The 25,863-nt window shown below is 60.0% G+C and carries 27 protein-coding genes; 8 read left to right on the forward strand and 19 right to left on the reverse strand.

The window, feature by feature from the left end; all coding sequences use genetic code 11:
* Positions 1-3: 3 nt before the first annotated feature.
* From phnK to phnG, 5 genes are read right to left on the reverse strand one after another with little or no spacing between them, the layout of a single operon-like run.
* On the reverse strand, positions 4-774 hold the full coding sequence (gene phnK / locus ACZCWR_RS21925) for a phosphonate C-P lyase system protein PhnK (protein WP_487303721.1): 771 nt from the start codon (positions 772-774) through the stop codon (positions 4-6).
* On the reverse strand, positions 771-1,646 hold the full coding sequence (locus ACZCWR_RS21930; protein WP_487303722.1) for an alpha-D-ribose 1-methylphosphonate 5-phosphate C-P-lyase PhnJ: 876 nt from the start codon (positions 1,644-1,646) through the stop codon (positions 771-773). Before ACZCWR_RS21930 ends, phnK begins: the two co-directional genes overlap by 4 nt.
* A complete protein-coding gene (locus ACZCWR_RS21935) occupies positions 1,643-2,752 on the reverse strand; it encodes a carbon-phosphorus lyase complex subunit (protein ID WP_487303723.1) in 1,110 nt (369 codons plus the stop codon). Before ACZCWR_RS21935 ends, ACZCWR_RS21930 begins: the two co-directional genes overlap by 4 nt.
* Positions 2,752-3,375 carry a phosphonate C-P lyase system protein PhnH gene (gene phnH / locus ACZCWR_RS21940; protein WP_487303724.1) on the reverse strand — a complete coding sequence of 208 codons (624 nt, stop codon included), beginning with the start codon at positions 3,373-3,375 and terminating at the stop codon, positions 2,752-2,754. The genes ACZCWR_RS21935 and phnH overlap by 1 nt, the downstream gene beginning before the upstream one ends.
* A complete protein-coding gene (gene phnG / locus ACZCWR_RS21945; protein WP_487303725.1) occupies positions 3,372-3,857 on the reverse strand; it encodes a phosphonate C-P lyase system protein PhnG in 486 nt (161 codons plus the stop codon). Before phnG ends, phnH begins: the two co-directional genes overlap by 4 nt.
* A 162-nt stretch (positions 3,858-4,019) precedes the next feature.
* On the opposite strand from phnG, the gene phnF reads away from it, so the two are divergent.
* Genes phnF through phnN form a run of 3 tightly spaced genes read left to right on the forward strand, consistent with a single transcriptional unit; the run spans position 4,020 to position 6,012 of the window.
* Positions 4,020-4,784, forward strand: coding sequence for a phosphonate metabolism transcriptional regulator PhnF (phnF, locus tag ACZCWR_RS21950; RefSeq protein ID WP_487303726.1), 765 nt, complete (start codon positions 4,020-4,022; stop codon positions 4,782-4,784).
* The gene (locus ACZCWR_RS21955; RefSeq protein WP_487303727.1) at positions 4,781-5,464 is read left to right on the forward strand and encodes a DUF1045 domain-containing protein; all 684 of its coding nucleotides are present in this window, start codon (positions 4,781-4,783) and stop codon (positions 5,462-5,464) included. The genes phnF and ACZCWR_RS21955 overlap by 4 nt, the downstream gene beginning before the upstream one ends.
* Positions 5,461-6,012: a phosphonate metabolism protein/1,5-bisphosphokinase (PRPP-forming) PhnN gene (gene phnN / locus ACZCWR_RS21960; RefSeq protein ID WP_487303728.1), complete on the forward strand. Its 552-nt coding sequence runs from the start codon at positions 5,461-5,463 to the stop codon at positions 6,010-6,012. Before ACZCWR_RS21955 ends, phnN begins: the two co-directional genes overlap by 4 nt.
* Here the strand turns inward: phnN and phnE are convergent.
* From phnE to ACZCWR_RS21980, 4 genes are all read right to left on the reverse strand, one after another.
* Positions 6,009-6,803: a phosphonate ABC transporter, permease protein PhnE gene (phnE, locus tag ACZCWR_RS21965; RefSeq protein ID WP_487303729.1), complete on the reverse strand. Its 795-nt coding sequence runs from the start codon at positions 6,801-6,803 to the stop codon at positions 6,009-6,011. The genes phnN and phnE overlap by 4 nt on opposite strands.
* Positions 6,804-6,805: 2 nt before the next feature.
* Entirely contained in the window at positions 6,806-7,777 is a 972-nt protein-coding gene (gene phnD, locus ACZCWR_RS21970; RefSeq protein WP_487303730.1) for a phosphonate ABC transporter substrate-binding protein, read from the reverse strand.
* Positions 7,778-7,798: 21 nt separating this feature from the next.
* Positions 7,799-8,650: a phosphonate ABC transporter ATP-binding protein gene (gene phnC, locus ACZCWR_RS21975; RefSeq protein ID WP_487303731.1), complete on the reverse strand. Its 852-nt coding sequence runs from the start codon at positions 8,648-8,650 to the stop codon at positions 7,799-7,801.
* A gap of 113 nt (positions 8,651-8,763) precedes the next feature.
* A complete protein-coding gene (locus tag ACZCWR_RS21980) occupies positions 8,764-9,657 on the reverse strand; it encodes a LysR family transcriptional regulator (RefSeq protein WP_487303732.1) in 894 nt (297 codons plus the stop codon).
* A 167-nt stretch (positions 9,658-9,824) separates the two neighbouring features.
* Between ACZCWR_RS21980 and ACZCWR_RS21985 the strand changes: the two genes are divergently transcribed.
* Together ACZCWR_RS21985 and ACZCWR_RS21990 are read left to right on the forward strand one after the other, a co-directional pair.
* Positions 9,825-11,198 (forward strand): NAD(P)H-dependent oxidoreductase, encoded by a 1,374-nt coding sequence (locus ACZCWR_RS21985; RefSeq protein WP_487303733.1) that lies wholly within the window; start codon positions 9,825-9,827, stop codon positions 11,196-11,198.
* A gap of 106 nt (positions 11,199-11,304) precedes the next feature.
* Positions 11,305-12,609 carry an MFS transporter gene (locus ACZCWR_RS21990; protein WP_487303734.1) on the forward strand — a complete coding sequence of 435 codons (1,305 nt, stop codon included), beginning with the start codon at positions 11,305-11,307 and terminating at the stop codon, positions 12,607-12,609.
* Between the two features lie 895 nt (positions 12,610-13,504).
* Here the strand turns inward: ACZCWR_RS21990 and ACZCWR_RS21995 are convergent.
* Complete coding sequence (locus tag ACZCWR_RS21995) at positions 13,505-14,443, reverse strand: glycosyltransferase family 4 protein (RefSeq protein WP_487303735.1); 939 nt, start codon at positions 14,441-14,443, stop codon at positions 13,505-13,507.
* Positions 14,444-15,106: 663 nt separating this feature from the next.
* Between ACZCWR_RS21995 and ACZCWR_RS22000 the strand changes: the two genes are divergently transcribed.
* A complete protein-coding gene (locus ACZCWR_RS22000) occupies positions 15,107-15,847 on the forward strand; it encodes a Pr6Pr family membrane protein (RefSeq protein WP_487303736.1) in 741 nt (246 codons plus the stop codon).
* Between the two features lie 4 nt (positions 15,848-15,851).
* Here ACZCWR_RS22000 and ACZCWR_RS22005 read toward each other — a convergent pair whose 3' ends face one another.
* The 9 genes from ACZCWR_RS22005 to ACZCWR_RS22045 form a co-directional block, all read right to left on the reverse strand.
* Positions 15,852-16,160 carry an EthD family reductase gene (locus ACZCWR_RS22005; protein WP_487303737.1) on the reverse strand — a complete coding sequence of 103 codons (309 nt, stop codon included), beginning with the start codon at positions 16,158-16,160 and terminating at the stop codon, positions 15,852-15,854.
* 41 nt (positions 16,161-16,201) lie between these two features.
* Positions 16,202-17,119: an MBL fold metallo-hydrolase gene (locus ACZCWR_RS22010; protein WP_487303738.1), complete on the reverse strand. Its 918-nt coding sequence runs from the start codon at positions 17,117-17,119 to the stop codon at positions 16,202-16,204.
* Positions 17,116-17,952: a quinoprotein dehydrogenase-associated SoxYZ-like carrier gene (locus ACZCWR_RS22015; RefSeq protein ID WP_487303739.1), complete on the reverse strand. Its 837-nt coding sequence runs from the start codon at positions 17,950-17,952 to the stop codon at positions 17,116-17,118. The genes ACZCWR_RS22010 and ACZCWR_RS22015 overlap by 4 nt, the downstream gene beginning before the upstream one ends.
* Before the next feature lie 23 nt (positions 17,953-17,975).
* Positions 17,976-18,890 (reverse strand): quinoprotein relay system zinc metallohydrolase 2, encoded by a 915-nt coding sequence (locus ACZCWR_RS22020; protein ID WP_487303740.1) that lies wholly within the window; start codon positions 18,888-18,890, stop codon positions 17,976-17,978.
* Positions 18,887-19,861: a LysR family transcriptional regulator gene (locus ACZCWR_RS22025; protein WP_487303741.1), complete on the reverse strand. Its 975-nt coding sequence runs from the start codon at positions 19,859-19,861 to the stop codon at positions 18,887-18,889. The genes ACZCWR_RS22020 and ACZCWR_RS22025 overlap by 4 nt, the downstream gene beginning before the upstream one ends.
* Positions 19,862-19,910: 49 nt before the next feature.
* Positions 19,911-20,645 carry a hypothetical protein gene (locus ACZCWR_RS22030; protein WP_487303742.1) on the reverse strand — a complete coding sequence of 245 codons (735 nt, stop codon included), beginning with the start codon at positions 20,643-20,645 and terminating at the stop codon, positions 19,911-19,913.
* Positions 20,642-21,487 (reverse strand): substrate-binding domain-containing protein, encoded by an 846-nt coding sequence (locus ACZCWR_RS22035; protein WP_487304770.1) that lies wholly within the window; start codon positions 21,485-21,487, stop codon positions 20,642-20,644. Before ACZCWR_RS22035 ends, ACZCWR_RS22030 begins: the two co-directional genes overlap by 4 nt.
* 70 nt (positions 21,488-21,557) lie before the next feature.
* The gene (locus tag ACZCWR_RS22040; RefSeq protein ID WP_487303743.1) at positions 21,558-21,980 is read right to left on the reverse strand and encodes a c-type cytochrome; all 423 of its coding nucleotides are present in this window, start codon (positions 21,978-21,980) and stop codon (positions 21,558-21,560) included.
* Between the two features lie 138 nt (positions 21,981-22,118).
* Positions 22,119-23,927, reverse strand: a complete 1,809-nt coding sequence (locus ACZCWR_RS22045; RefSeq protein WP_487303744.1) for a methanol/ethanol family PQQ-dependent dehydrogenase — start codon at positions 23,925-23,927, stop codon at positions 22,119-22,121.
* 384 nt (positions 23,928-24,311) lie between these two features.
* Between ACZCWR_RS22045 and ACZCWR_RS22050 the strand changes: the two genes are divergently transcribed.
* Together ACZCWR_RS22050 and ACZCWR_RS22055 are read left to right on the forward strand one after the other, a co-directional pair.
* Positions 24,312-24,698: a 4a-hydroxytetrahydrobiopterin dehydratase gene (locus tag ACZCWR_RS22050; RefSeq protein WP_487303745.1), complete on the forward strand. Its 387-nt coding sequence runs from the start codon at positions 24,312-24,314 to the stop codon at positions 24,696-24,698.
* A gap of 82 nt (positions 24,699-24,780) precedes the next feature.
* Positions 24,781-25,827 carry a beta-ribofuranosylaminobenzene 5'-phosphate synthase family protein gene (locus ACZCWR_RS22055; RefSeq protein WP_487303746.1) on the forward strand — a complete coding sequence of 349 codons (1,047 nt, stop codon included), beginning with the start codon at positions 24,781-24,783 and terminating at the stop codon, positions 25,825-25,827.
* The last annotated feature ends 36 nt before the right edge of the window (positions 25,828-25,863 follow it).

Below are 25,863 nucleotides of genomic sequence, written 5' to 3' on the forward strand. Positions count from 1 at the left end.
ACCTCAGACCGGCAGCACGGACGCCACCAGCGTCTGCGTATAAGGATGTTGCGGATCGTCGAGCACCTGATCCGTGAGGCCGCTTTCGACCACGCGGCCGTCTTTCATCACCATCAGCCGATGCGCGAGCAAGCGCGCCACGCCGATATCGTGCGTGACGATCACCGCGGCCAGATGCAGCTTGCTCGTCAGCGTGCGCAACAAATCGAGCAAGCGCGCCTGTACAGAGACATCGAGCCCGGCGGTCGGTTCGTCCATGAACACGAGGCGCGGGCCTGTCACCAGATTGCGCGCAATTTGCAAACGCTGCTGCATGCCGCCCGAAAACGCGGAAGGCAATTCGTCGATGCGCGCGGCATCGAGTTCGACGCGGCTCATCCAGTCCGATGCCGTTTCGCGCAAACGTCCGTAATGTCGCGCGCCGATCGCCATCAACGGCTCGCCGATATTCGCGCCCGCCGATACGTTGCGGCGCAGGCCATCGCGTGCGTTCTGATGCACGAAACCCCATTCTGTACGTGATAAAAGACGTTTGCGCGGCTCGCTCAGTGTGAGCAGATCGAGCGTTTCATGCTCACGTGTCGTATAGGTTAGCGCGCCGCTGTCGATATCGCTGCGCAACGCAAGCGCGTTCAGCAAAGTGGACTTGCCCGAACCCGATTCGCCGACGATGCACAGCACTTCGCCCGGATACACCTCAAGGTCTACATCGACGCAACCGCCGCGTCCGTCGTAGCGTTTAGTGAGTTTCGTCGCAGTGAGCAGGGCGTTCATCGTGCGGCCTCCTCATCGTCGTCGCGGCGGCTGTGACAATAGTCGCTATCGGAACAGACGAACATGCGCGAACCCTGATCGTCCACGATCATTTCATCCAGAAAGCTCTCATGCGATCCGCACAACGCACATGCATGTTCCCACTTCTGCACGCTGAACGGATGATCCTCGAAATCGAGGCTTTTTACCTTCGTATAAGGCGGAATCGCATAGATGCGCCGCTCGCGGCCCGCGCCAAATAATTGCAGCGCAGCGTTCATGTGCATCTTCGGATTGTCGAACTTCGGAATGGGTGATGGCGACGTGAGATAGCGATCGTTCACGAGCACCGGATAATCGTAAGTCGTCGCGATGCTGCCATGCTGCACGATATCCTCGTAATACTTCACGTTGATAAGCCCATAGTCCGCGAGCGCGTGCAATTTTCTGCATTCGGTCTGACGCGGTTCCAGCTTGTAGAGCGGTTCGGGCATCGGCACCTGATAGACGAGGATTTGATCGCTCGTGAGCGGTGTTTCCGGAATGCGGTGACGTGTCTGCACGATGCTCGCTTCCGCCGTGCGCGCGGTCGTCGCCACGCCTGCCGTGCGCGCAAAGAAGCGGCGGATGTTCACCGCATTCGTGGTTTCATCGGAGCCCTGATCGATGACCTTCAACGTATCGTCCGCGCCGATGATCGCCGATGTCACTTGCAAGCCGCCCGTGCCCCATCCGTAAGGCAGCGGCATTTCGCGCGACGCAAACGGCACCTGATGTCCCGGCACCGCGACGGCCTTGAGCAACGCGCGCCGAATCATGCGCTTGGTCTGTTCGTCGAGATACGCGAAGTTATAGCCTTCGGTGAGTGCGCTTTCCGCTTCATGCGTGCTCATGCCGCGTTCTCCTGTGCGGGTTCCTGTGCCTGCTCATGCACACGACGCAAACGCCGCAGCAATTCGAGTTCCGATTGAAAGTCCACGTAGTGCGGTAGCTTCAAATGCTGCACGAAGCCCGATGCTTCCACGTTATCGCTATGCGACAGCACGAATTCAGCATCCTGTGTGGGCGATTCGACCAACTCCCCCAACTCCTGCGCGCGCAATGCGCGATCCACCAGCGACATGGCCATCGCCTTGCGCTCCGAGTGACCGAACGCCAGGCCATAACCTTGCGTGAATGCGGGCGGCACATCGCTGCTGCCGCCGAACTGGTTGATCATCTGGCATTCGGTCACGTCGATATCGCCGATCTCAACAGCAAAGCCCAGTTCGTCGATGTGCATTTCGACGGCCACTTCGCCATGACGAATCTCGCCCGCGAACGGGTGACTGTGCGCATAGCCACGCTGCGTCGCATAACCGACGGCGAGCAGGAAGCCTTCGTCGCCGCGCGCGAGGTTTTGCAAGCGTGTCGAGCGATCCGCCGGAAACGCGAGCGGTTCGCGCGAGAGATCACCGGGCTCGGGTGCATCTTCATGGATGCGTTCCTGCTCGATCAGCCCTTCTCTATCGAGCAAGGACAGCACGCGCGGCATGGCGCTTTCTTCAGGTTGCGGCTTTGATGCAGCGTTGAACTCGGTCACCGCTTCGCCTTCGGCCAGCAAGCTGAAATCGATCAGGCGCTGTGTGTAATCGTACGTACCGCCAAGCATCTGCCCGCCCGGAATATCCTTGAACGCAGCGGAGATGCGCCGCTCCACGCACATCGCTTCGGTATCGAGCGGAATGGTGTAGCCGAAACGCGGCAAGGTCGTGCGATAGGCGCGCAGCAGAAAGATCGCTTCGACCAGATCGCCTGCGGCTTGTTTGATGGCAAGCGCAGCAAGCTCTTCGTCGTAGACCGAACCTTCGGTCATCACGCGCGCCACGGCCAGCCGCAATTGCCCGCGAATCTGCGCGACGGACATTTCAGGCACGGAGGTATCGCCACGGCGTTGTTTCGCGAGCACATCCCAGGAACGTTCGATGGCGCGTTCGCCACCCTTCACGGCGACATACATCAGTCCACCTCCACTTGCGTCGTGCGCGGCAGGCCGACCAACGCGCCGCCCGCCACGAAATAACAGTCGATGCCGCACGGAAACTGCGATGTGAGCGCCGCGCGCTCATGCCAGAACGTGCGCGGAAGTCCCGCAATGCTCACGGTGCGTTCGCCTTCGATGCCGGGACCACGCCACGTCAGCGCGTCGCCTTCCGTGAGCGAAGGCACGCGAATGAACAACGTGGCCGCGTCTTCCGGCGTCTCCGGTTCGCCCTGCGCGAAGGCATCGAGCGCGGGCATGTGCGCGGCATCGTCGCTATAGACGAAGGAAGCCTTGGCGTGCTCACGCGTGAGCGGTGCGCTTGCGTGGAAACGCAGGGCATCGCCGAATACTTCGTTATCCTGCGCGAGAAATACGGGCGTCGAATAGTCTGTCAACGCCAGAAGCGCTGCGAATGCCGCGACCGGCACGCGGCCCGCCAACGCATCCCGCATGGCGTGATTGCCGGGCAAAGCCGAATCCAGCGTGACGACGCTGCCCGGACGCGCCAGCGCATCCAGCAAGGCGCGGAACACGCGTTGCGCGTCGTGGACGGGATCGTTGAAGCCCGGCACGAGCTTTTGCATGTCGATCTGCATCATTCCCCTCTCACCATCGTGAAGAATTCGACCTTGGTGGCCGCCGCCTGTTGCTGCTTGCTGCGCCTGTTTTCGTCGATGCGCGCGGCCAGCGGGTCGATGACATGTGCCTGAACGCGCGCGGTGAAAGCGGGCGTTTGCATGAGCGCATCCGCGAAGGCGGCGAGGCGTGCACGTTCCTTGTCGCGGCCCATATGCACCGCAACGCCGACCGCCGCGCCATGCTCCCCTGTCAGACGCAGCGTGGCGCGCGTGACGGTGACTTCGCCGAGATTGAAGGCATCGCCCGTGCCGCCTACTCTCCCGCGCACCATCGCAAGGCCGATATCCGGCGCGCGCAGCCATTCATAGCTAGGCGTGCCGTGGCCCGACAGCACGGTGTCCAATGCCTGCGCCAGCGCTTCGCGTGGCGCGCGGGCCAGTACCGCCATCCAGCCACGGCGCGCTTCGTTGCCCGCCGCGCCCTGCTCCGTAGAAATGCTCATGGCTTTTCCTGTGTATGCGTGAATTCCACATCTGCAATGCTACTCGTTGTTACATCCGGTCGTCTAGACGTTTGGATATGCGTGTGGGCTTTCACATTTTCATCACGCGTTCCGCACTACAATCGGGATAACAACATTCAAACCGATGGGAATGACACCAGCATGACATCGAACGGAGTCAACGAGAGCGCGCCGGGGCACGCGGTCGAACGCGGCGCGGGGGTCGCCGTGTGGCGGCAGATCGAGCAGATTCTCTCGCAGGAAATCGCCGCGCGCAGCTTCGGCGACGAAGGGCGTCTGCCGAGCGAGGCGGAACTTGCCAAGCGCTTCGATGTGAATCGCCATACCATTCGCCGCGCGATGTTGCGGCTCGCGGAGACCGGGCTCGTCAGCGTCGAACAAGGCCGTGGCACGTTCGTGCAGCCCGGCGCAATCGATTATCAGATTGGCCGCCGCACGCGCTTTACAGAAAACCTGCGTCGCCAGAAGCATTCGACGGCAGGCGTCGTGCTCGGTTCCGAACGCGTGAAAGCGGACCCGGCCGTGGCGAAAGCGCTTGGCGTGCGCGCGGGCACGCTCGTCTATCAGATCGAAACCCGCCACGATTCCGACGGCGTGCCGCTCACCTATGCGCGCAACTGGTTTCCCGCCGCGCGTTTCGTCGATCTGCCCGCTGCTATCGAAGCGAAAGGCGGCGTCAGCGCGGCGCTCGCGGAATTCGGCGTGAAGGATTACACGCGAAAGTGGAGCCGCATTGGTAGCGTGCTGCCTTCGTCGGACGTGGCACGGCGTTTGCAGATCAATCGTCAGCAGCCGGTGCTGTGGGTCGAGAACGTCGATGTCGATGAACAAGGCGTGCCGATCAAATACGGCGTCACGCATTTCGCGGCGGACCGCGTGCAGTTGATGGTCGAGCACGATCTATGAGCGGCAATTTCGAACGAGTGGCGCTCTATTACGCGCCGCCCGCTGAATCCGCATGGTGGCGCGCGGGCTGCGAATGGCTAGGTCGCGATGTAGAAAGCGGCCGTGAATACGAGGTCGAAACGCCAACACGCACGCCGCGACGTTACGGCTGGCATGCGACCATCGTTCCTCCTTTTCATTGCGCATCCAACATAACGCCTGAGGATGTGCTTGATGCATCGCGTGCCTGGGCTTCATCGATCGCGCGTTTCGACATGCACGTTCGCGCGACGGAAATGGGCCGCTTCACCGCGCTACGTGCATTGCACGATCAGGATGACGAACGTCTGCGCGCACTCGCTGCAAGCGGGCTTGAAGCGTTGGCCGCCTTGCGCGCCACGCCAACAGCCGATGCTATCGAACGCCGCATCGTGCCCGGCATGAGCGAGCGGCAAATCAGCCTGCTGCGCGAATGGGGCTATCCCTATGTATTCGACGAATACCGCTTCCACATGACGCTTTCCGATTCGCTCGATGACACCTCGTTGCGCGCATCGATCGTATCGGACTGGACGCATCGTATCGATGCACTCGGGCCGTTGCCCGTGCATGGCGCGGCGCTTTTCATCGAACCTCAAGCAGGCGCGCCGTTCTCGCTCTGGCAGCGCCTTCCGTTCAACAACACACAGGATGGGGCATGACGGGGCTTCAAGGAACGAGACTGATCTACGTGATGGGACCATCGGGCGCGGGCAAGGACTCGCTGCTGGGTTACGTGCGCGAACGCATCGGCACGAAAGTGATGTTCGCGCATCGCTACATCACGCGCGCCGTGGCGGATGGCGAGAACCACATCGCGCTCTCGCATGACGAGTTCGATGCGCGCCTTTCATACGGACTCTTTTCGATGCATTGGGAAAGCCTCGGGCTGCGCTATGGCATCGGCATCGAGTTGGATGCGTGGCTTGCGCGCGGCATGCCAGTGGTCGTGAACGGCTCGCGACAGCACGCGCCGTTTGCGCTCGAACGCTATCCGCATGCGTGCTTCGTGCATATCGAGGCCACGCCGCATGTGCTCGCCGCGCGGCTGGCGCGTCGCGGGCGTGAGGATGCACGTCAGATCGAAGCTCGTCTTGCGCGCCGCCCCGCGTTCGAATTGCCGGACGGCGCGCGCGTGGTGCGCATCGACAATTCGGGTTTGCTTGCGGAAGCGGGCGCGAAACTGCTGGACGTGTTGGGCGAAAGCTAAATCACGCGTTCGCGCACCCAACCCGAAGCCAGATCGATCAACGACACGATCACGATGACGATCGTCATCACCGCCGAGGTCTGCGCATAGTTGAACGAGCGGATCGCTTCATACAGCACCACGCCGATGCCACCCGCTCCGACCATGCCGACTACCATCGCCGAACGCACGTTCGATTCGAAGCGATAGAGTGCGAACGAAATCCAGAGCGGCAACACTTGAGGCAGCACGCCGTAGACGATTTCATCGAGGCTGCTTGCACCCGTGGCGCGGACACCTTCGGCGGGACGCGAATCGACGGCTTCCACCGCTTCTGCAAAGAGTTTGGCCAGCACGCCCGTCGTATGCACCCATAAAGCGAGCACGCCTGCGAATGGCCCCAATCCGACCGCGACGATGAACAACATCGCGAAGACCATCTCGTTGATGGCGCGGCATGCGTCCATCAAACGCCGCACGGGCTGCGCAATCCACACAGGCGCGATGTTGTTCGCCGATAGCAGCCCGCACGGTATCGCGCACACGAGCGCGAGCGCCGTGCCCCACACCGCGACCGCGAGCGTTACGACCATTTCATGCGCATAGGTGCGCCAGTCGCTGAAATCGGGCGGAAAGAAATCCCGCGCGAACGTACCCATGTTTCCCGATGCGCCGATCAGATCGAGCGGGCGCATGTCGGCGCTGCGCCACGACAATCCGAGCACCGCGATCAGCGCGATCCAGCCGAGCGTCGAGAGCCAGCTACGTTTGTTCGCAGGGCTATCGATCGTGGCGATGTCGATGGCTTTCATCGTCATTTCGCTGCAATGCTGTCGAGAGCCGCGATCTTCTGATCGAGTGCGGCGAGTTGCGCTTTCTTGTCGGCATCGTCGAGATGTTCGTCGTTCTGAACTTGCTGCTTCTTCTGGAACAGCGCCATCTGACGAATCGGAATCAATTGGGCATCCGAAGAATCAGCGAAACCCGAGTAACCGGAAATCGCCGTGATGACGGCCTGTTCGTGCGGATCCTTCTCCGCATAGTGATCGAAGAAATTGCGCAGCTTGTCCTTGGTCGCCTGCGGCAAATCGCGACGCCACACGAGCGGGTCCGACGGAATCAACGGCGACTTCCACAGCACGCGCACCTTCGGATACAACTGCGGCTTCTGCGTGCGGATGATGTCGAGCATGTCCGAGTTGTTGGTCGCCACATCGATCTTGTCGTTGATGACCGCGAGCATGTTCGATTCGTGACTGGACGGCAGCACGCTTTTGAAGGCCGTCTTCACATTGATATTGTTCTTGGCGAAAAGATAATATGAAGGCACCAGCGTGCCCGACGTCGAATTCGGATCGCCGAAACCGAGGTTGACGTCATGCGTGTTCTTCAACACCTGATCGAGCGATTTCCACTTGCTGTCCGCGTTCGTGATGAGCAACGAGTAATAGCCCGCCTCGCCGCTCTTGTACTTGATCTTCGCGAAGACTTCTCCGTTGCTGCGGTCCACTGCTTCGATGGCCGAAGCATTTCCGAAGAAGCCTAGCTGCACCTTGTTGAAGCGCATCGCTTCGATAATGCCCGCATAATCGGTCGCGAAATAGGCCTTCACGTCGAGTCCGGTTTGCTTGTTCAGATCGTCGATGAGCGGTTGCCAGCGCTGCTTGAGCGCAGACGACGAATCCGTCGAGATAATGCCGAAGCTGATGGTTTCTGCGAAGGCGGAATGATTCAGCAGGCACGACGCGAGCGCGACGCCGGCCACGATAATGCGGGCAGTTTTCATGGTGCGGTTCGAAGTAAAGAGTTAGAGGCTGGCGGAAGCGAATGCGGTGGTTTCAAAGCGCGATTGCGGTTCGCGCGCGGGCGACGAAGCGGTGTCGTCTTGCGCGAGCAGTTCGTCCGCTGCGGTGCCATAGAGATCGCGCAGCACGGCGGGCGTGAGTCCTGTCGATAAACCGTCATACACCACGCGGCCATCGCGGAGCGCTACCGTGCGCGCGCAGTATTTCATCGCGATGTCGATCTGATGAAGCGATACGACAACAGTGAGCTTGTGCTCGCGATTGAGCGTCTGCATGAGTTCCATCACACGGCGCGCGGACTCCGGATCGAGCGATGCGATCGGTTCATCCGCGAGCACGATACGCGCACGTTGAACGAGCGCACGGGCCAAAGCCGCGCGTTGTTGCTGGCCGCCTGAGAGATTGCTGGCGCGCTCGTTGGCATGCTCGCCGATGCCCATTGCAGTCAGCGAATGCAGCGCGAAATCGCGTTCGCTGCGCGGGAAGCATCCTGAAAGACGCCGCCACAACGGCACGCGTGACAACGCGCCGATCAGCACGTTCGTCCGCACGGAAAGCCGTCCGACCAGATTGAACTGCTGAAACACGAAGGCCACGTCGCGGCGAATCGAACGCACTTCGCGCACGATTCTGCCGTTCTCCTGAATAGGTCTGCCGAGCAGCGTCACGTGCGACGGCGCGGGATCGGCGGGCGTGAAGCCTGCGATATGCCGCAGCAGCGTCGATTTACCCGATCCCGACGCGCCGATCAGCGCGACCATTTCGCCTTCCTGCACGCGCAGATCGACCGAGTCGAGCGCCTTGCGGCCGTTCCTGAACGTCTTGGAAAGACGCTCGATGCGTATTGCGTCCATGTCTTCCTCGATGAGCCTTCCTATCGTTGAACAAATTCTAGGAAGACAACATGACGAGACAGTGACGCCGGCGAGACGTCTAGATGAATATATGACTTGGAACGCATAACGCCTTATTCGTCGAGAAACCACGTCCCGCTGCACTCCTCGCGAATGAAGTCCGCGATGAGCTTCACGCGCGCTACATCCCGCGTTTCAGCGAGCGTCACGAGCCAGTAAGAACGTGAAAGCGCGATTTCATCCGGCAACAGCCGCACGAGATTCGCGTCCGTTCGCGCAATGAAGCAGGGCAACACGCCGAGTCCCACGCCGCCCGACACCGCCGCGGCCTGACTAATGACGTTGGAGATGCGAATGGTCGGCGCAAGCGCGTTCGACACTTGCGGCAAATAATTAAGCTCGGCTGACCACATCTGATCTTCGACGTAGCCGACCCAAGGATGCTTGAGCAAATCGCGCCGCGTTGCAATCGTGCGATGCGTGGCCGCATATTCACGCGATGCATACACGCCTAGTGCGTAATCGGTGAGCTTGTGCGCATACACGCGTCCTTGCGCGGGCCGCGTCATGCTCACGGCAAGATCGGCTTCGCGCTTCGACAAGCTGAACATGCGCGGATTGGCGATCAATTCGATTTCGAGCTGCGGATGCGCCGCCGAAATACGCGCGATACGCGGCGCAAGAAAGTACGTGCCAAACCCTTCCGGCGTGCCGATACGCACACTCCCCGTCAAGCCCGCCGATGCATCCTCCAGCCGATGCCGCATGCGCGTGGCGAGACTTTCCATGCTTTCGGCATCGCTCAACACGCGTTCGCCTTCGGGCGTCAGGACAAACCCTAGCGAACTGCGATCGAACAGCTTCACGCCGAGCGCGGTTTCAAGTGCGGCGACGCGCCGGCTCAATGTCGAATGATCGACGCCCATCTGCTGCGCCGCGACCGTGAGTCGTCCTGCACGCGAAATAGCGAGAAAAGCCTGTATGTCGTCCCAGTCGAAACCGCGCATGAAAGGCCTCCGATGGATGGGGATTTCTGCACAGCGCGATTGCCGTTTTGCGCATTCTATTGCAATAAGTCCGCTGCTATCTTTGTCTTCAGCTCTGTGAGCGCAGAGCACGCGAATGCGGCAATGCATTCTTCATAACAGTCGGTGAAAACACGGAGACACAAGGCATGTCGCTCATCGCGAAACTCAAGGCGCGCGCGCAGGAAGGAAGACCCGTTCGAGTCGGTCTGATCGGTGCAGGCAAATTCGGTTCGATGTATCTCTCGCAAGCGCCGCGCACGCCGGGCATTCATCTGGTCGGCGTGGCCGATCTTTCGCCGGATCGCGCGCGGGCATCGCTCAAACGCGTGGGCTGGGAAGAAGCGCGGTATGCCGCGCAATCGTGGAACGAAGCCATCGCCAACGGCTCGACCTATATCACCGACGATGCCGATGCGATGATCGCGAGCGATCACGTCGATATCGTCATCGATGCAACGGGCAGCCCGGCTGCGGGCATTCATCACGCGCTGCTGTGCTGCACGCATCGCAAGCATATCGTCATGGTCAACGTGGAGGCGGATGTGCTGGCCGGTCCGTTGCTCGCGCGCCGCGCGAAGGAAGCGGGCATTCTCTATTCGATGGCGTCCGGCGATCAGCCCGCGCTCATCGCCGAACTCGTGGACTGGGCGCGCACCATCGGCATGGAAGTGATTTGCGCGGGCAAGGGCACGAAGTATCTGCCGGTCTATCATCAATCGACGCCGGACACCGTATGGAGCTATTACGGCTTCACGGAAGAACAACTTGCAACAGGCGACTTCAACGCGCAGATGTTTAACTCGTTTCTCGACGGCACGAAATCGGCGCTTGAAATGGCGGCTGTGTCGAACGGATGCGACTTGCGCCCGCCTAGCGACGGACTCGCGTTTCCCGCTTGCGGTGTCGATGATCTACCGCAGTTGCTCAAGCCTGCATCCGAGGGGGGCATCCTGCCGCATCGTGGAAGTGTGGAAGTGGTGTCGTCATTGGAACGTGATGGACGTCCCGTGTTTCGCGATTTGCGCTGGGGCGTGTATGTCGTCTTCGAAGCGCCGACGCCTTATGTACGCGATTGCTTCGCGCAATACGGCCTCAAGACGGATAGCAGCGGACGTTACGCCGCCATGTTCAAACCGTATCACCTTATCGGCCTCGAACTCGGTCAATCGATCGCGAGCATTGCCGTTCGCGGTGAAGCGACCGGCGCCACGACCGGCTTTCATGGCGATGTCGCTGCCACCGCAAAGCGTGATCTCAAGGCCGGCGAAAAGCTCGATGGCGAAGGCGGTCACACCGTCTACGGCAAGCTCATGCCCGCTTCCGATTCGCTGATGCTCGGCGCGTTGCCCATCGGCCTCGCGCACAACATGGTGCTGCAACGTCCCGTCGCCGCCGGTCAGCCCGTGCGCTGGAGCGATGTCGCCTTCGATGCGGGCAAGGAAGCCGTGCGCGTGCGACGCGAGATGGAAGACCTGTTCCGCCAGGAGATGAAGCTGGAGGTGCAAAAGCTCGCGAGTTGAAACAACACAGTCATCCTGAACGTTATCGCGCCCGGGCCATGACCATGGTTCGGGCGCTTTCGTACCCCGGTACTCTCAACGCCCGCCAAAGGGCGACGGAGGAGACATGAGCCAAATCAGCGAAACACTCGGCGTCGCGCAGTCCGGCACTTCGGACGTCTACCGCAAGATCACGTGGCGCATCATGCCGTTCATCGTGCTTTGCTATCTATGCAACTATCTCGACCGCGTGAACGTGGGCTTCGCGAAGTTGCAGATGCTGAGCGACCTCGGCTTTTCCGATGCGATATACGGGCTCGGCGCGGGCATTTTCTTCATCGGCTATTTTATCTTCGAAGTACCAAGTAATTTGATTCTGCACCGCGTGGGCGCGCGACGGTGGATCGCGCGCATCATGGTGACGTGGGCGATTGTCTCGGCCCTCACGCTGTTCGTGAAGACGCCCTTCCAGTTCTACGTCGTGCGCTTTTTTCTCGGCGTGGCGGAAGCGGGCTTTTCGCCGGGCATCATGCTCTATCTGACGTACTGGTTCCCCGCAAAGAAGCGCGGCTTCGCCTATGGCGTCTATTACATTGCGATTCCGCTCGCGGGGATCGTCGGCGGTCCGCTGTCGGGTTGGATTCTCGGTTCGTTCAGGCACTCGAGCGTCATGGCCGCATGGCAGTGGCTCTTCCTCATCGAAGCCATTCCCGCGTTGCTGGTGGGCTTCGCCGTGCTCTGGATGATGGTCGATAAGCCCATGCAGGCCAAATGGCTCACCGACGATGAAAAGCGCCTCGTCACGCACGCAGTGGAACGCGAGGATGTGGACAAGACCACGCATCACAACGCGGGCGCGTTTCTGTCCGACCGCAATATCTGGAAGCTGGCGGGTGTGTATTTTTGCCAGATCATCGGGCTGTACGGGATCAGCTTCTGGCTGCCTTCGATCATCAAGGATAGTGGCATCGCCAATGTCGAACTGATTGGCTGGGTGTCGGCCATTCCGTATATCGTCGCGATTCCCGCCATCATTCTCACGGGCATGAGCGCCGATCGTTTTCGATCGCGTCGCGTGCATTTTTCGGTGGCGCTGGTGATCGGTGCGATCGGGTTTGCTGCGAGCGGTTATGTGGGGCATCAGCCGGTGCTGGCTGTCATCGCGCTGTGTGTGGCGGCGGCGGGCATTCTGTCGGCGCTGTCGCTGTTTTGGGGCATTCCTGCGGCGTTTCTCGCGGGTACGTCGGCTGCGGCGGGGATCGCGGGTATCAATTGCGTGGGTAATCTCGCGGGGTTTGTGTCGCCGTATATGGTCGGCTGGCTTAATGTCACGACGCGTAACAATAGTATTGGGCTTTATGCGGTCGCGGTGTTCATGGTGATTGGGGCGGTTTCGGTGCGGTCGATTTCGGGGAAACTTGCGGATCGTTGATCGTTTTTTTTTACGTGTGGATGGCAGCGTTTGACATGACAGACGGTGTTTTTTCTTGCGTGCAAGGGGCTGCTGTTGTTTGGGCTTTTATTGCAGTAGCCGCCTCCCCGGCGGGGGGGTAACTTTCTTTGCTGCTGCAAAGAAAGTCACCAAAGAAAGCAGCTTTTACCCCTCCGCTCGCTGGCTGGAAAGTGTGGTCTGAATTAACGATACAGTGGCCGCGGTAGGACGTCCTACGGTTGGTTAAGCGCGTGGGCAACCTAGCGATTACGCGCTCGAATCCCTGAGTCTTAGTGGACCGCATTCATTCTTTCGGCCATGCGCTGCGCGCGCCGAGAACGTAAGAACGGAATCCCGCAGCGTATTAGCGCCCAGCCACCTCAAACGTCACCGTTATGTCGTTATTTGGCCTTACCTTGGTAAGCACTTCTGGGCAAAGCGCACACACCAACGCAAGTCAGCTTTTAGTCGGAGCACTAATCAAGGTAGGACCGAATAGCAATCTTGCGGGGACGTGTGATGTGGCTGGGCGCTGATACGCTGCGGGATTCCGTTCTGAAGTTCTCGGCGCGTGTAGCGCGTGGCCGAAAGAATGATTGCGGTCCACTAAGATCAAAGGATTCGAGCGCGCAACCGCGAGGTTGCCCAAGCGGCTCGTTAAGCGTGGAACGTCCTATTGCGGCCACTGTATCGTTAATTCAGGCCACACTTTCCAGCCAGCGTGCCTGGGGGTAAAAGCTGCTTTCTTTGGTGACTTTCTTTGCAGCAGCAAAGAAAGTTACCCCCCCGCCGGGGAGGCGGCTACTGAATAAACAACACAAACGACAGAAGCCCCTTGCACGAAGAACAAACCACCCCCGACACTGCCCAATCCTAGAGTCTCAGCGAATAAACTTCACGCATCATTCAACAACTCACGAAGCATCCGCTCCCATTCCCCCGAAAGCAGCGCCCAGTTATAAAATCGATCCGTATAGTTCTTCTGCTCCGCCACATGCGCGCTATAAGCCAGCGGCTCGCTGCGAACAAACGTGATCGCTTCTGAAAGGCGCTCGACGAACGTCCGCACGTGCTGATGGTTCTGCTCGGACCATTGATAGCTGAACGCCCAGCGATTGCACGTATCCACCAATCCGCCGATATTCGGAGCAACCACCACATTCGAAGCCGACATGGCTTCGATCGCCGCGAGGCACGAAGTCTCGGAACACGACGATGGATAAGCGAATATATGCGTCTGCTTCAACGCATCGCGCACCACCGCGTTAGGCTGCGCACCGTGATACGTGATATGCGGATGCCTTCGGCAATGCTCATAGAGCGGTTCGAAGGTAGCATCGCGCTTCATCCAGCCATAGAGCGCCAGCGAAGAAAACACATGCAGATGCACACGCTCATGACGTTGCAATAGCTGCTCGTAACCCGCCAGCAACAGGTCCAGTCCACGATCCGGCGCCGTGTGATAGATGATGTTGAGCGTGTCGTTCGCATCCGGCTTCTCACGCATCTCGATCGGCTCGATGCCATTGCGGATCACGCGGCACTCCGAATACGGCACATCGCGATGCGTGGCGAAAAGGTTCATCTGCCAGTCGGACACCATGACGATCTTCGCGAAATTTCGACGATATTCCGGATCACTGAGTTTCAGCGTTTCGTCGCTCAGTAGATCATGCAGCCAGAGCACGCGCTTGCGTTCGGGGTCGAGCTCACGCACGCGTGAAGGCACGATCTGAAACCGCGACAGCAAGGCCGGATCGAGCGAGCCATGCAGCCGCCGCATCATGAGTTCCGTGCCGCCGTTCGCATGCACGGAGAATTCGTTTACTTCCATCGATACGTCTTCCTTCATAAGATCACGCCGGTCCATCGGCGCGGACGCGATCTTATCCTCTCAACCGAGCCAGAACAAGATAAACACACACCCCAGACAAAGCGCTGCGTTCGTATAGAAAAACCATCCCGATCTGAACAGCGTGGAAGATTTCGAGGTTATCTCGCACGTATCGTCGCCACACATGGCCCAAAAATCGATGCAGTGAACGATCGCGCAACACAGCATCAATAACGCGGCACAAGAAGAAGCCGCAAGCAAAGCTCCCAATGTCATATGTTTTCCTATCTATTTATTTCGAAGCTCGACATGCCGCTGGTCTCTCCCCGTGCGGACCCGCCCCCGTGCGCGCTGAGTATAGGCCGCTGATTTTTGACTGAGGAATCAGGCAAACCCCAGTTCATGATCGCGGGCATTGATTAACGAATTGGCGATCGTCGTCTGCCCGCCGCATGGTCAACCGTTTTCATGGCTACTCTCGGAACATTCCGATAGAGCGACTTATTTCGGTCGAATACTTTGGTCATGTCCGGTGTCAGTCGCGGTCCGTTATGGCTCCGGGCGACGTCTGGAGGACGTGGTTTGCCCCACTTTCGAGTGGGGCTTTTTTTTCGCTTTCCGGTGCAATCTGCGGCATGCGCATAGCGTCGATAAAATGGCCGCATGCTCAATCGATCGAAACAAACGGCCGCGCCGGAGCTGCCGCTGCACACGCCCAGCACGGCGTCACTTGCGACGGCGGCCGCCATCGCTATGATCGCCTGGCTGGCGCTTGCGGCGCAGACCGACATCACGCTCGCCCGCACGCTTTCGCGCGGCATGACGGTTGCCGAAGGCTTCGGGCGTCTGAGCAGTTACCTGACGAATCTCACCGTGCTACTCACCGCGCTTTGCTTCACCTGTGTGGCCACGCGGGCGCAAGTTGGGATCACGCGTTTCTTTCGACAGCCGACCGTGGTGACGGCGGTCGTGGTGTATATCGCGTTCGTGGGCATTGCGTATAACGCGCTGTTGCGGTGGTTATGGACACCATCGGGCTATCGCGCGCTGGTCAATGAATCGCTGCACACCGTGGTGCCGGTGCTCGCGGTGATGTACTGGGTGCTGTTCGTGCCGCGCTTTCATCTTTCTTTGCGGCATTGCGCGCTGTGGCTGGTTTATCCGCTGTGTTATTTGTTCGTTACGTTATGGCGCGGTGAGGCATCGGATTTTTATCCTTATTGGTTCATCGACGTGTCGGAGCTTGGCTATGAGCGCGTGTTCATCAACGCGAGCATGCTGGTGGCCGGGTTTATCGTGCTGATGAGTGTGTTTCTTATCATCAACCACCGTCGAGAAGATCTGAGCGTGCCCGATCGCGAAGTGGATTCCACGGAAGCATCGGATGCGGGCACGCGTGAATGAAGCCTTAAGCGGGCTTCGTATCGAACATCAGCAATTCAACGCCGGCCTGCGCAAAGTTGGCTAAATCGCCAGCGGTCTTTTGCCCTTCGGGAGAGCCGAGTGCGTTCTTGATTGCATCGAGCGAATCGAACTCAAGTAAAGCAACCAGACGATAAGGCGATTCGCCCGACGCCACATTCACCGTTCCCGTGCTGATCTCATAGTTGCGCAAACCGGGCAAGGTTTTGGCAAGCGGCGCATGCGTGGCGGCGTAGTATTTATCGAAGGCTTCGGGGTCCGAAGGATGATTGTAGAGCGCAACGAGCTTGGCCATCTTGAAGTCTCCCTGTATTGAAGATAACAACGTTCATCGGGTCACTGCTTTTCCAACTGCAAGTAAAGGCGCTGCACGTTTTGCGGTTGCGCGATGGCATAGAGTTTGTAATCGCGAAACGCCGGAAGCTGAACGCCATGCATGGCCTCGGTCAGTCCCACGCCATTGCGATAAGCCTGCCTGACGGATGCATCCAGCTCACGCAGATACACACCCGTTTGCAGGATGCCATCGACGTTCGTCGGCGGACCGAAACCCGGTACAACGCTCCTGAGTTCGAGCGCGTGAAGATGCTCCAGCGCGGCAAGCCAGCCGGAAATCTGCTCGTTGCGCAGTTCTGGAATGCGTCCGTTCGATACAAGGCCGCCTGCGAACAACACGCCCGTTTGCGTATCGAGCACGGCGAGATCGCCCGGCGTGCTGGCCGGGCCGAAATGCAGCAGTTGCAGCTTGCGCCCGCCATTGTCGATCTCGGTCGTGCCATCGACCGTGCGATCGGGAACGGTCACGCGAGAGCCGGCCATTTCCTCTTCGCCGAGCGTCTTGCGCAGATTGGCGAGACAGATCGGACAACGTTCGCGGATGAGTTGCGCGGCGCGCGCGTGGGCCAGAATCGGCACGCCTTCATCGCGAAAGGCCGCTGCGCCGAACACGAACTCGGGTGCCTGATGCGTAATGATGACGAGCGTAACCGGAAGCGGCGTGACCTTGCGAATGGCCTCGATCATCGCGCGGCCATAGCGATACGACGATCCCGTATCGACCACCGTCACCCCGCTTTCTCCGACGATGAACCCATTGTTCGACACCATGCCGTGATTCGCGGGCGCGACGGCGTCGCCATTACCGATGAACGCGTACACGCCCGGCGCGATCAGACGGGGCTCGGGCATACCGACGACTGCGGCATGCGCCACGCCGCCAATGAACCACAGAAGCACGAAAAACAGCGTCCTCATTTCATCGCCGCAGTCTGCGCCGCGTTCACCGCGACCACACCATCGAACTGCTTGTTCTTCGTGTCCTCTATATGCGCTTTAAGCTCCGCGCTGCCGTTCGGCACGAAGTAAAAGCGGAAGTTCGGATTCTCGCTGATCGAGAAGTTCACGTTGGCGATCATGACCGGCTTGTCCGCATACGTGATGGTCACCTTGCGAATGAAGTACGCCGTCGCATAGTTGCGTGTGACCTGATTCATCGCCATGCCGGTTCGGTTCGGATGCCGAACCATTAATTGAGCGAGCTCTGGCTTGCCAGTCACGGCCTGCCCTTCCGCCTGCAATCGCACTTGTCCCGCGCTCTGCTCGGCGGCGCTTTCGTCCTTGTCGGCAGGCGCGGAACAGCCGCCCGATGCCTTCACGAAGCGAATCGCGCTATAGAGCTTGCCGTCATTCGTCTCGGCCACGGCGCGCATGAACGTGTAGTCCTCCACCCGCACGCGCGTTTCGATGCTGGCCAGCCCCGACTCAGGCGTGAATTCGAACGAGCCCGCATACGGTTCGGGGTTCTCATCGATGTAGAGATAGATCTTCTTGATGTAATGTGCGCTCGTCTGCGGAAACTGCGCGGTGATCGCAATCGGCACGACTGCTGCATCTGCGGCGCGCGCGGGGGCATCGAGTTTGATGACGGCATCGCCATGAGGATCGATGGCGCGGTCCTTGAACGTACCTTGTTTGAAGTCGAGCCAGCGCTCGACCTTGTTCGGATCGTCGTCGGGTTGCGCAGCATTCGCAAGATGTGGAGCAAACCACATGACGCCAATCGTCAGACACAAACTCATCGCCTTCATGATGACCTCCGGCACACAACCGATTACTGCTCCCACTCCAACTCAGCATACGCTGCTGTTACGTTGCGGCGGTGATACACGTCATACAGCAGCCACTTGTCGCGTTCGTCGAGTCCCACGGTATCGACGGCCTGCTGCATGGTCTTGCCTTGTTTGATCGCTGCACGCACGTCGCGCGCCAAGTTCGACAGGTATTGTTCCTCGGCATCGAGCGCTTGCGGCCAAGGCGGCACGAGCGTTCCGTGACCGGGCACCACATGACGCGGATTCATCTGCCGGATGCGCGCAATATCGTCGAGCCAGCCGAGCACGCTGCCATCGACCACGGGAATGCAGCCCACGAAAAGCAGATCGCCGAGCCATAGCGTGCCGCTCTTCTCATCGTATACCGTCATGTCATTGTTGGTATGTGCGGTTTTCCATGTGCGCAGTTCGAGCACGCGGCCGCCGAGATCAAGCGTGCCGGTGCCGTCGATCGTCTTCGTCGGTCCGATGATTTCGCTACCGGCCGCTTCATCGCCGAGTTCACGCTTCAACCCGCGCATATAACTCTCCGCCCGCGATGCTTCCGCCTGCGCGAGCTTCACGCTTCCCACGTATTGCGGATGATCGTCACGAAAAGCCGCATTGCCGAAGATATGGTCCGGATGCATGTGCGTGTTGATGACATAGCACACCGGTAACTTCGTTTTCTCGCGGATGGCCGCACGTAACGCGCGCCCTTCCGCCAGCGTGCCGCCCGTGTCGATCACCGCGACGCAACGCGTGCCAATGATGAACCCGATGTTCGCGATATCGCCGCCATTCTCGCGCGTGGCGAGATCATCGTGACCGCGATGCGCGTAATTGCCTTCGGCTATCTCTTGCACAGATAGCGCGTTTTGCGCATGCGCCGCAGCAGCAAGCAACAGCAGCACAACCGCAAGCGCGATTCTCATCGCACGCCATCCGCATCCGCGAGCGTTTTCGTGCGACGCAAACCGAACGGCGCGAATTCGCGTTCCAGAAACGGCTCGGCATGTTCCAGCAGAAAACGTCGAAACGCGAGACAGGTCGGCGAAAGCTGCTTCGCGCGCGAGTGCACGAGTTGCCATGTGCGCTCGACGGGCGTGCCATTCACATCGAGCACGGCTATCTCGCCTGTTCGCAATTCAAGGCCCAGCGTGTGCAATGAAATGAGGCTCACGCCCATTCCGGCCATCACCGCCTGCTTGATGGTTTCGTTGCTGCCGAGCGTGACACCGCGCGCTGGCACGAACAGGTTCTGCCGAAATACGTGTTCGGCCACGGCACGCGTGCCCGATCCCGGCTCACGCAACAGGAACGTATCGTTGGCGAGTTCCTGAAGATCGAAGCGCTTCGCATGACGCAACGGATGCGAAAGCGGCGCGACGATCACATGCGGATGATAGGCAAGCGGCTCGGCAATCGTGCCAAGCTCGGGCGGCGGACGGCCCATGATGGCGAGATCGGTCGCATTGTCCTGAAGCAAACGTAGAAGCGTCTCGCGATTGCCCACTGAAAAATGCACATCGACCTTCGGAAACTGCTGCGAATACAGCGCGAGCAGCTTGGGCGCGAAGTACGTCGCCGAACTCACGATACTCACCGCGATAGAACCGCTGTCGGCCTGCGTGAGCGACATCATGGCATCTTCGGCATCCTTAATTTCGCCGAGTATGCGGCTCGCATGGTGCGAGAGCATTTCGCCCGCTTCGGTGAGCGACAAACGCCGCGCCACGCGTTCGAACAGTGGCAAACCCACCGCATCTTCGAGTTGCTTGATCTGCATGGATACCGCAGGCTGCGTGAGATGCAACTCCTCCGCCGCACGCGCGAAACTCGGGCAGCGGCAGGTAATCACGAAGATCTGCAACTGTCGCAGAGTGAGGGAGCGGACGAAGTTCACGTATCGCGGCACACGGTTAAAACCTCGCGCCGGAATGCGCGAAGTGAATTCAGCGGCTTGCGCGCGGCGCGTTGCCTGCCTTCGCCGGCGCGCCGCCGGGTGTCTTGAGCGCGCCCTGAAACGCGATCGTTTCCTTCTGCAGCGGATGCGCAAAGTCGTCGCCCGAACCCGGCACTTCGGTGCGAATCAGGAGCAGGTGGCCGGGCACATCATCGGCAATGACGAACGTATAGCGCTTGCTGGTGTATTGCGCGAAACGCTCGGCGTTGGGATCGTGCAGATACGGCTGAATCACGATTTGCTTCGCGCTGACATGCCTGGGCAAGCCGAGCGTTTCGCTATCGACTGGCGTAATGGCCGGGTTCGCCGCGAGCGCCAGCCGCACGCGTTGTTGAAAATAGCGCCGCTGTCCGCCCGTCAACTGCTGCATCTCGGTGATGTCGTGCTCCAGAAAATAAATAATGACGGGATTGCACGGCAGCCCGCCCGGCACTTCGACCGCGCCCGTATGATCCGTCACGCTTGCATCGTTCTTACTATTGTTCGGACTATTGACGAGCACGCGTAGCGTGTCGCTGACTTTCGCGGGCGGGCCGGAATAGTCCACCGAATAATCCAGTTCGGTTTGCGGCTCCACGCCGTTCATGTGCGGCTGCATGAACAACAGCCGCTCGGCCGGTGCGATATCGGGACCGGAAGCGGCAGGCGGTGCATCCGCTGCGCGTGCGGCCGTCATGCAGAGCGCGCTCAACAAGGCCAACGCGCGCAGGGTCGTGCGCATCATTGCGCACTCACCGGCTGAAGCGGCAACAAGGGCACCTGATAGGTCGTCAGAATCTGATCGATCTTCGGCTGATTCGAGGCAATCCAGTTATCCACCTTGTCGCGCCATGCCTTCTCGCCGTAACGCACGCCCATCGAGATTTCATAGTCGAAGCGAATACCCGGCTGCGGCGGGAACGCCACGAGCCTTATTTTGTTATCCGAACGATTCACGAAGTAGCCCGCGATCGGCCCCCATACGAACGCTGCATCGACATTGCCCTGCGTGAGATCGTGTTCGATCATCTCGCCGGGGAAGGCGTCCGGGTCGCCGGTCTGGCCTTGATACGACACCGCCTGATCGATCAGATCGTGTTGCAGGAGCCAGTCTGTCGCCGGACTCTTAACGAAGATGCCGAGCCGCATCTTCTTCAACTGGTCGGGCGGCAGGTTCATGAGATCGGCGGGCGTCTTGATGCTCGCGTATTGCGGCGCGTTCGGCAGCACCATCGCATACGTGGAATGCAGGTACGGACGGGTAGTGGCCGTGAGTTCATACCCTTTCGGCACGCCGACGATCAGATCGCATTTGAACTGCTCGCTGTTGGGCACTTTGTCGCGCAAGGTATTGCGCACGAAGCCCATGCGTTGCGGCCAGAACGTGTATTCGACTTTATAGCCGAAATCGCTCGCCATTTGCGCTGCGATCTTGTTTTCGAAGCCCTCGCCGTTCTTGTTCGACAGAGGCATGTTGTTCGGGTCGGCACAGACGCGCAGCACGCCATCGGCGCCATCGTTGTTCGGCAGGTTGGGCGGCGGGTTGCCTTGTGCGAATGCCGCCTGTGTGACAAGCACCCCGCACATCGCGATTAAGGAACGAACGAACATCTAAACCTCCGGGTCGGGAATCACCATGGCACTGCTGGCGAAAGCCTCAATTCGCATCGATCGCGTGCAGGTCGCCCGGATTGATCTTGCCATCGGAGCGCCCCTTGAGATACGCAAAGAGGTTCTCCCAATTCTTCTGCATCATCTGGCTGGAACTGAAGTCGGGCATGCCCTTATCGACGCGCCCGCCAAACACCGTGCGATGAAACTCGGTCTTGTCGATGGTCTTGAACGCATCGATCAGCGACGGGCCGACCAGCCCTTCCTGCTTCGCGCCATGACACCGTTCGCAGGCAAGCGCGCGCCACGTGCGCCAGCCTTGCAGCGTGTCGGCATCCACCTTGTCGCCGCCTTCGACCTTGTAGGCGACCGGCTTGACTTGTGCCGGCATCGGCGGAGGCGTCTGGGCGAAGGATGCGGGCAAAGCGGTAAGCGCAAGCGAAAACACCACGAATAAACGGCCTTTCATTGAACTCGACTCCCTTTCCATGTTTTATGTGCGTGACTTGTATGCGTCATTCTTCGCGACGGTTCTTCCATTGCAGAAGAACCGCCCTGCTGACGGCGGCACGCATGCCGCCGCCCGTCATGACATCGTTTAAAAGAATCAGCCGGGAATGGCGAAGATGAACAGCGTGCCGCCGAGCGCCGTGTACTTTGCCAGTTCGCGATAACCACCCACCGCACCGAGGCCTTCCGTCGATTTTTCGAGACCCGCTGCCATGCCGATACCGGCCCAGCCGCCGATGCCCGAATACACGCCGATGAATTGCTTGCCCTGATACTGGTAAGTGAACACGTTGCCGATGATCCCCGACGGCGTCTTGAACTTCCAAAGCTCCTTGCCGTCGCTGATGCGCACTGCCTTGATGTAGCCTTCCAGCGTGCCGTAGAACGCCACGCCGCCGGCCGTGGCGAGCGCGCCCGACCACACCGAGAACTTCTCCGGCTTGGACCAGACAATCTTGCCCTTCGAGGCATCCCAGGCGATGAAGTTACCCATCGCGCCGTTCTCGTTCGGACCGGGGAACATCGACAGCGTGGCCCCGACGAACGGCTGACCCGAGACGTAATCCACCTGGAACGGTTCGTAGTCCATGCAAACGTGATTGGTCGGCACGAGGAACAGGTTCGAATGCGGATCGAATGCAGCAGGTTGCTGATCCTTCGAACCCAGCGCCGCCGGGCAAACACCCTTCACGTTATGGTCGGGACCGGCTGCCTGCGTCGAATAACTCACGTTGCGAACCGGCAGTCCGCTTTTCATATCGACGCTGTTGGCCCAGTTCACCGCCGGGTCGAACTTCTGCGCGACCAGCAGTTCGCCGCTTTCCCGATTCAACGTATAGCTGAAACCGTTACGGTCGAAGTGAACGATGGCCGGCACCTTCTTGCCATTCACGTTCAGGTCGGAGAGGATCATCTCGTTGACGCCGTCATAGTCCCACTCGTCGTGAGGCGTCATCTGATAGACCCACTTCGCCTTGCCCGTGTTCAGATCGCGCGCGAAGATCGTCATGGACCACTTATTATCGCCGGGACGCTGCGACGGGTTCCACGTACCCGGATTGCCCGAGCCGTAGTACACAAGGTTGAGCTTCGGGTCCCATGCATACCAGCCCCATGTGGTCCCGCCGCCGTACTTCCACTGATCGCCCTGCCAGCTCTTCAACGACGAGTCCGCACCGACCGGCGCCATCTTCCCGTCGGTCCACGTCATGGTGGTTTGCGGGTCGATCATCATCTCGTTGTCGGGGCCGACGCTATAGGCTTTCCACGCCTCCTTGCCGTCCTTGATGTTGTACGCGACGAGCCGTCCGCGCACGCCGAATTCGCCGCCCGAGATGCCGGTGAGCACCTTGTCGCCGAATACGTGCGGCGCGTTGGTGTTGGTCTCGCCCTTCTTCGGGTCGCCGTTCTGCGCGGTCCAGACCACATCGCCGGTCTTGGCGTCGAGCGCGACGAGCTTCGTGTCGGCCTGCTGGAGAAAGATCTTGCCGTCGCCGTATGCGAGACCACGGTTGACCGTATCGCAGCACATCACCGAGATAACCTGATTGTCCTGCTTGGGCTGGTATTGCCAGATGAAGGTCTGATCCTTCAGGTTGATGGCAATGACCTTGTTGGGAAACGGCGAGTGGATATACATCGTGTCGCCGATGACGAGCGGCGATCCTTCATGGCCGCGCAGCACGCCGGTGGACATGGTCCAGGCAACCTGTAACTTGCCGACGTTGTTCTCGTTGATTTGCTTGAGCGTGCTATAGCGGTGATTCGAATAATCGCCCGCCTGCGCCGCCCAGTTCGAGGGATTCTTGATTGCGGTGTCGAGTTGCGAATCGGCCTGCGCCATGAGCGAATTCAAGCCAGCCGTCGCGACCACCGCCAGTCCAAGAACCAGGGTGCGTAAGTTCATGTCTCCTCCAGAATGATGATGCCTCCGACCCAGGATGACCACGCTACCTCGATGCATCGTGCGCGCCTTCCAATGCAGGTAACGAGCTTCGCCGCGTCCGGTACGTTGCCGGACGCTTGCGTACCGACGCCGTTTGCATATTCCATGCCGGTTTAATAACGCTCGTGCGGATGCCATTACGCAGCATGCGTGCGCGCGGGAGTTTTTCCCGTGACGACCTCCTGTTCATGTGCTTATCGGGCGAATGGCACGATACATACTGTGTCAAATCCGCGAATGCATCGCGTCTGCTGGAACACACCCTGCGAGCCTTTATTCGTGCCGCGCCGCAGCATCGAGACGCGCGCATACTGTTCGCATCTCAATCAAAGGAGGCACACGGTCATGGCTCAAGCCGAAAAGGTTTATTCCGAGGAAGAGATCAAGGCGAAGCTCACGGGTCCGCTCGCGCACTGGTATGTGGAAGACGGCTGGCTCAGGCGCAAGTACAAGACCGAAGGCTGGAAAGGCACGTTGATGGTCGTCAATACCGTGGGGCATCTGGCCGAAGCGGCGTGGCATCACCCGGATCTCACGGTGTCGTATGCGTTCGTGATCGTCAAGCTGATGACGCATTCGGCGAAGGGCATCACCGATAAAGACTTCGCGCTCGCGACGAAGATCGAGGACGTGGTTCACTGGCAGCCGGGCAAGGAAGGCGGAGCGCTCGACGGCACGCCCGCAGACGATCAGCGTTTCCGCTATATCAAGTACGACGGCGCCAAGAGTTAAGGTTCTCTAACTACGCTGGTACAGGATTTGCCTGACGTCATGGCCCATCCGTTCCCACTACGCCGAAGGAACCCGATCCGCGATGCCAGCATCGACCCAACCCGGACGTTTAACGCCCCCGAAGGCGATCACCATCGAAACGCCCGCGCGGCTGCATCTCGGCTTCATCGATCCGAACGGATCGCTTGGCCGTGCATTCGGCAGCGTGGGTCTCGCCATTGACGGACATGGCACGCGGCTGACCGCGCGGGCCGCACCGCGTGCGTGCATCGAAGGACACGTGAGCGACGATCAGCGTGCGCGCATCGAACGATATCTCGATCAGCTTGCGCGTGCGTTCGGCGTGCAGAGCAGCGTCGCCATTGAAGTGCATGAGACGCCGCGCGCGCATACCGGCGTCGGCTCCGGCACTCAGTTGGCGCTGGCGGTGGGCGCTGCTTTCGCGCGGGTCAATGGCATCGAGGCGAGCACGGCGGATATCGCGCACATTCTCGGGCGCGGCGCGCGGTCGGGCATCGGCATACATGGGTTCGATCACGGCGGTCTGATCGTCGATGGCGGCCGTGACATGACGAACGCCATCGCAAACACAAGCGCATTGCCGCCGCTGCTTTCGCGTCAATCCTTTCCCGATGCATGGCGCGTGCTGCTCATCGACGACACTTCGCGCGAAGGCCTGCATGGCGACGAGGAAAAGCGCGGCCTCGCCATGCTCGCACCTTTTCCCGCGACGCTCGCCGCGCATCTGAGTCATCTCGTGCTGATGCGCTTATTGCCCGCCGTGGCCGAATCCACGTTCGATGTCTTCGCCGATGCCATCAGCGAAATGCAGCAGACCATCGGCGAATATTTCGCGCCCGTGCAAGGCGGCGTGTTTGCAAGCGATGCCGTCGCGCAAGCCCTGAAAGCCGTCGCGAACGAGCAAAAGGCGGGCATCGGGCAAACCTCCTGGGGACCGATAGGCTTCGCCTTCGTCGCCAGCGCCGATGACGCCGCCCGCGCGCTCGCCACCGCGCAACGTGTGTCGACGCGCGCGCCGTTGCGCTTCTCCATCGTCACCGGACGCAATCGCGGTGCTTCGTGGCACGCGGCGAGCCGCCATCATCAAAACAACGCCGACGCTGCTTAAGCGCCCCGCTCATACCGATTTCCTCGAAACCGCACG

The organism is Caballeronia sp. A2-2 (genome assembly GCF_057612605.2).

Excerpts from the sequence above, each read along its gene's own strand:
- phnK (WP_487303721.1), bottom strand. The coding sequence starts at position 774 with ATGAACGCCCTGCTCACTGCGACGAAACTCACTAAACGCTACGACGGA.
- ACZCWR_RS21930 (WP_487303722.1), bottom strand. The coding sequence starts at position 1,646 with ATGAGCACGCATGAAGCGGAAAGCGCACTCACCGAAGGCTATAACTTC.
- ACZCWR_RS21935 (WP_487303723.1), bottom strand. The coding sequence starts at position 2,752 with ATGTATGTCGCCGTGAAGGGTGGCGAACGCGCCATCGAACGTTCCTGG.
- phnH (WP_487303724.1), bottom strand. The coding sequence starts at position 3,375 with ATGATGCAGATCGACATGCAAAAGCTCGTGCCGGGCTTCAACGATCCC.
- phnG (WP_487303725.1), bottom strand. The coding sequence starts at position 3,857 with ATGAGCATTTCTACGGAGCAGGGCGCGGCGGGCAACGAAGCGCGCCGT.
- phnF (WP_487303726.1), top strand. The coding sequence starts at position 4,020 with ATGACATCGAACGGAGTCAACGAGAGCGCGCCGGGGCACGCGGTCGAA.
- ACZCWR_RS21955 (WP_487303727.1), top strand. The coding sequence starts at position 4,781 with ATGAGCGGCAATTTCGAACGAGTGGCGCTCTATTACGCGCCGCCCGCT.
- phnN (WP_487303728.1), top strand. The coding sequence starts at position 5,461 with ATGACGGGGCTTCAAGGAACGAGACTGATCTACGTGATGGGACCATCG.
- phnE (WP_487303729.1), bottom strand. The coding sequence starts at position 6,803 with ATGAAAGCCATCGACATCGCCACGATCGATAGCCCTGCGAACAAACGT.
- phnD (WP_487303730.1), bottom strand. The coding sequence starts at position 7,777 with ATGAAAACTGCCCGCATTATCGTGGCCGGCGTCGCGCTCGCGTCGTGC.
- phnC (WP_487303731.1), bottom strand. The coding sequence starts at position 8,650 with ATGGACGCAATACGCATCGAGCGTCTTTCCAAGACGTTCAGGAACGGC.
- ACZCWR_RS21980 (WP_487303732.1), bottom strand. The coding sequence starts at position 9,657 with ATGCGCGGTTTCGACTGGGACGACATACAGGCTTTTCTCGCTATTTCG.
- ACZCWR_RS21985 (WP_487303733.1), top strand. The coding sequence starts at position 9,825 with ATGTCGCTCATCGCGAAACTCAAGGCGCGCGCGCAGGAAGGAAGACCC.
- ACZCWR_RS21990 (WP_487303734.1), top strand. The coding sequence starts at position 11,305 with ATGAGCCAAATCAGCGAAACACTCGGCGTCGCGCAGTCCGGCACTTCG.
- ACZCWR_RS21995 (WP_487303735.1), bottom strand. The coding sequence starts at position 14,443 with ATGGAAGTAAACGAATTCTCCGTGCATGCGAACGGCGGCACGGAACTC.
- ACZCWR_RS22000 (WP_487303736.1), top strand. The coding sequence starts at position 15,107 with ATGCTCAATCGATCGAAACAAACGGCCGCGCCGGAGCTGCCGCTGCAC.
- ACZCWR_RS22005 (WP_487303737.1), bottom strand. The coding sequence starts at position 16,160 with ATGGCCAAGCTCGTTGCGCTCTACAATCATCCTTCGGACCCCGAAGCC.
- ACZCWR_RS22010 (WP_487303738.1), bottom strand. The coding sequence starts at position 17,119 with ATGAGGACGCTGTTTTTCGTGCTTCTGTGGTTCATTGGCGGCGTGGCG.
- ACZCWR_RS22015 (WP_487303739.1), bottom strand. The coding sequence starts at position 17,952 with ATGAAGGCGATGAGTTTGTGTCTGACGATTGGCGTCATGTGGTTTGCT.
- ACZCWR_RS22020 (WP_487303740.1), bottom strand. The coding sequence starts at position 18,890 with ATGAGAATCGCGCTTGCGGTTGTGCTGCTGTTGCTTGCTGCTGCGGCG.
- ACZCWR_RS22030 (WP_487303742.1), bottom strand. The coding sequence starts at position 20,645 with ATGATGCGCACGACCCTGCGCGCGTTGGCCTTGTTGAGCGCGCTCTGC.
- ACZCWR_RS22035 (WP_487304770.1), bottom strand. The coding sequence starts at position 21,487 with ATGTGCGGGGTGCTTGTCACACAGGCGGCATTCGCACAAGGCAACCCG.
- ACZCWR_RS22040 (WP_487303743.1), bottom strand. The coding sequence starts at position 21,980 with ATGAAAGGCCGTTTATTCGTGGTGTTTTCGCTTGCGCTTACCGCTTTG.
- ACZCWR_RS22045 (WP_487303744.1), bottom strand. The coding sequence starts at position 23,927 with ATGAACTTACGCACCCTGGTTCTTGGACTGGCGGTGGTCGCGACGGCT.
- ACZCWR_RS22050 (WP_487303745.1), top strand. The coding sequence starts at position 24,312 with ATGGCTCAAGCCGAAAAGGTTTATTCCGAGGAAGAGATCAAGGCGAAG.
- ACZCWR_RS22055 (WP_487303746.1), top strand. The coding sequence starts at position 24,781 with ATGCCAGCATCGACCCAACCCGGACGTTTAACGCCCCCGAAGGCGATC.